Annotated in this window: 1 protein-coding gene; it reads right to left on the reverse strand. The window is 60.3% G+C overall.

Annotated features, from left to right (window positions below):
• On the reverse strand, positions 1–3,182 hold a 3,182-nt coding region (locus tag JJE47_15385), incomplete at its 3' end, for an adenosylcobalamin-dependent ribonucleoside-diphosphate reductase (GenBank protein ID MBK5268803.1).
• Positions 3,183–3,699 lie beyond the last annotated feature (517 nt).

Below are 3,699 nucleotides of genomic sequence, written 5' to 3' on the forward strand. Positions count from 1 at the left end.
TCCGAGTCGGCGAAGGCGGCAGCTGACTGTACGGCATCCACATCACGTTCGGCGGCGGCGTCGGATAGGTCCAACTGGACTCCGGCGTCGACGGCCATACCGGTTGGCGGCTCTGGCAGGTCGCCGAGTTCACGATCCGGTGGGATCTGAGCAAGGTCGTCACGCTGCAAGTATTCGACACCGAGGGCCCGGAACACGTAGTCGACGATCGAGTTCGACATTTTGATGTTCGGGTGACCTTCGACCATGCCCCGAGGTTCGAACGTCTGGAACGTGAACGTGTTGACGAACTCCTCGAGTGGCACGCCGTACTGCAAGCCCTTGCTCACCGCAATGGCGAAGCAAGACAAGATGCCCTTGAGCGTGGCGCCTTCCTTGGCGAGGTCGATGAAGATCTCACCAAGGGTGCCGTCGTCGTACTCGCCGGTCCGCATGAACACCTTGTGGCCACCGATCCGCGCTTCCTGGTTGAAGCCGGCCCGACGGGATGGCAACAAGAAGCGAGGCGGACGCATGCCGGCGGCGTACGCAGCCGTTGGTGACATGCCGGCCGGGATTTTGCCCCAGGCAATCCCGGCCTCCTTTTCGAGCGCATCGATGATGTCGTCGGAGACATCATCATCAGCGCCGTCATCAGAGGATGATGAAAGAGGCTGTGATGCCTTTGAACCGTCCCTGTACAAGGCCATGGCCTTGACCCCCAACTGGTAGGACATCCAATAGGCATCTTCAACCTCTTCGACCGTCACCTCGTTTGGCATGTTGATGGTCTTGGAGATGGCACCCGAAATGAACGGCTGGGCAGCAGCCATCATCTTGATGTGACCGGTGTGATGGATGAACCGCTCGCCGTACTTGCCATTGCGGTTCGCACAATCGAACACGGCCAGGTGCTCGGGAGCCAAACCCGGGGCACCTTCGATGGTCTGGCGACCGCAGATGTAATCGCCGGCCGCGATGATCTCGGCCTTCGTGAAGCCGAGCGACTGGAGCATGTCGAAGTCCCAAGCCGTGTACTGCTCCTGGGTGAACCCGAGGCTGTGCATGGCGTCTTCGCCGACGACGAACACGTTGAAGGCATGCTTCAGTTCGAACACCCCTGGCAGGGCGGATTCGATTCTGTCGATCTCTCCAGAAGTCAGACCCTTGGCAGTCAACGTCTCCCGGTTGATGGCCGGGGCGCCCTCAAGTGACATCGTTCCGACCACATGATTCACGATGCGCGAGATGTCACCCTCGGAATAGTCGAGGTTGCGCAGCGCCGGAGCGATCGACTGGTTGGCGATCTTGAAGTAACCACCCCCGGCCAACTTCTTGAACTTCACCAGCGCAAAGTCGGGTTCGACTCCGGTCGTGTCACAGTCCATCAGCAGGCCGATGGTGCCGGTCGGAGCCAACACGGTGGCCTGGGCGTTGCGATAGCCGAACCGCTCGCCACGGTCCACTGCAAGATCCCAGGCCGAGCGGGCTGCTTCGAGCATGTTGGCAGGAGCCTGATCGGGGTCGATCGGCATCACGTAATGAGTGACGCCCTCGTAGTCGGACCTGCCGTAAGCGGCTCGACGATGGTTGCGCATGACTCGCAGCATGTTGTCGCGGTTTTCCGCAAAGCGAGGGAACGGACCGATCGGGGTGGACGCAACTTCAGCCGAGGTGGCATAGGACATGCCAGTCATGATGGCCGTCAGTGCTCCGGCAATGGCCCGACCCTTGTCGGAGTCGTAGGGGATACCCATCCGCATCAGCAGGGAACCCAGGTTGGCGTAGCCAAGCCCGAGCGTGCGGTAGTCGAACGAACCCTGGGCGATGGAAGCCGATGGGAAGTGGGCCATCGCCACCGAGATCTCCAGCACGACGGTCCAGATGCGAATGGCGTGCCGGTATCCATCGAGATCGAAATCGCCGGTATCGTCGTCATAGAATTTCACGAGGTTCATCGATGCAAGGTTGCAAGCCGTGTCGTCGAGGAACATGTATTCCGAGCAGGGGTTCGATCCGCGAATCTCGCCACCGGCCGGTGAAGTGTGCCACTGGTTGACCGTTGTGTGATATTGCATGCCGGGATCGGCACACGCCCAGGCGGCGTCAGCGATTTGGCGCCACAAGTCACGAGCCTTGAGGGTCTTGCGAATCCCGCCGGTCCGGTTTGTCAGGTTCCAGTCCTCGTCGTTTTCGACGGCTCGCAGGAAGTCTTCGGTGACTCGCACCGAGTTGTTCGAGTTCTGCCCCGAAACGGTGAGGTAGGCCTCGCCGTTGAAATCCGCCGGCAAGCCACCGTGCTGGATGAGCACGCGGGCTTTGTCTTCTTCGAGCTTCTTCCACGCAATGAACTCTTCGATGTCGGGATGGTCGATGTCGAGGATGACCATCTTGGCCGCCCGACGGGTCGTGCCACCCGATTTGATGGCCCCGGCGGCACGGTCGCCAACCTTGAGGAAGGACATGAGGCCGGAGCTTTTGCCACCTCCCGACAGCGGTTCGCCACTGGCGCGAATGTTCGAGAAGTTGGTGCCGGTACCCGAACCCATCTTGAAGAGGCGAGCTTCGCGGACCCAGAGGTCCATGATGCCGCCTTCGTTGACCAGGTCGTCGTCGACGGCCTGAATGAAACAGGCGTGGGGGGCGGGACGCGAGTAGGAGTCGGGGGAGGGAGTGAGTTCTCTGGTGTCAGGGTCGATGTACCAGAAGCCCTGGGGCGTGCCGGTGATCCCGTACTTATGGGCCAGGCCGGTGTTGAACCACTGTGGCGAGTTCGGGGCGGCCATCTGCGCTGCCAACATGAATTTCAGTTCATCCTCGAAAACCCGGGCATCGTCGGAGGAGGCGAAATAGCCTTCCTTCTGACCCCACCAGCGCCACGTCTCGGCGAGACGATCGAACACCTGGCGAGCCGACGTTTCCGAACCGAGAACCGGCGCGCCGTCGCTATCGAGGATGAGGTCGCCGTTCTCGTCGCGTTGGGGGACACCGGCCTTGCGGAAATACTTTGACACCATGATGTCGCCGGCCACCTGGGACCAGTCGGCAGGGATCTCGGCCCCGGCCATTTCGAATACCACCGAACCATCAGGGTTGGTGATCTTGGAATCTCGCAAGCTCCATTCGATACCGTCGTAAGCCGCCGACCTTCCGTCGGAGCCTGCTTCCGTGAACCGACGGGTGAACCGCAATCCTTCTGCCATTTCTTTGGTTACCTTCCCTCAAAACGTCACTCGCCTGGACCCGGACCCAGGTTGCCCTGGAGACCAAGCCGCCCCGCGGCTGCCTCATTCTTCATCTAGGCCGCCAGCGAGGCGTAAGTACCAACAACCACTACATGTAGTGGTTCAAGGGGAAGTAGACCACTGTATGTTGGGTGCGTTACGGCACTGTAATTACAGAGTTGTCAGTTGTCAACGACCACAAGATGTGGTGGTCGCGACCCCACAAGATGTGGTGCCACGCCAGTTCGCGGACCCCTTACGGGTGCCACGAACCGACGTGGCGGGCACCATTAGGGAGGCCAACACGGGGTCGACATAGTGCCAATTTGGGGAAGTGGACGGCCAAACTTAAGTCCAGCCCCCTGGAGCCCGACCGCCAATTGAAAGTCAAGATACGACGTCACCTGCGGGTCGCGAAAACTGAGCACCAGAAAACTTTTCGCGACCTGCCGTCTACCCCTCTTGATCGAGTGTGCATGCGAATTGGATTAAGCAA

The sequence above is a fragment of the Acidimicrobiia bacterium genome (assembly GCA_016650365.1).
Taxonomy (GTDB): Bacteria; Actinomycetota; Acidimicrobiia; order Spongiisociales; family JAENVV01; genus JAENVV01.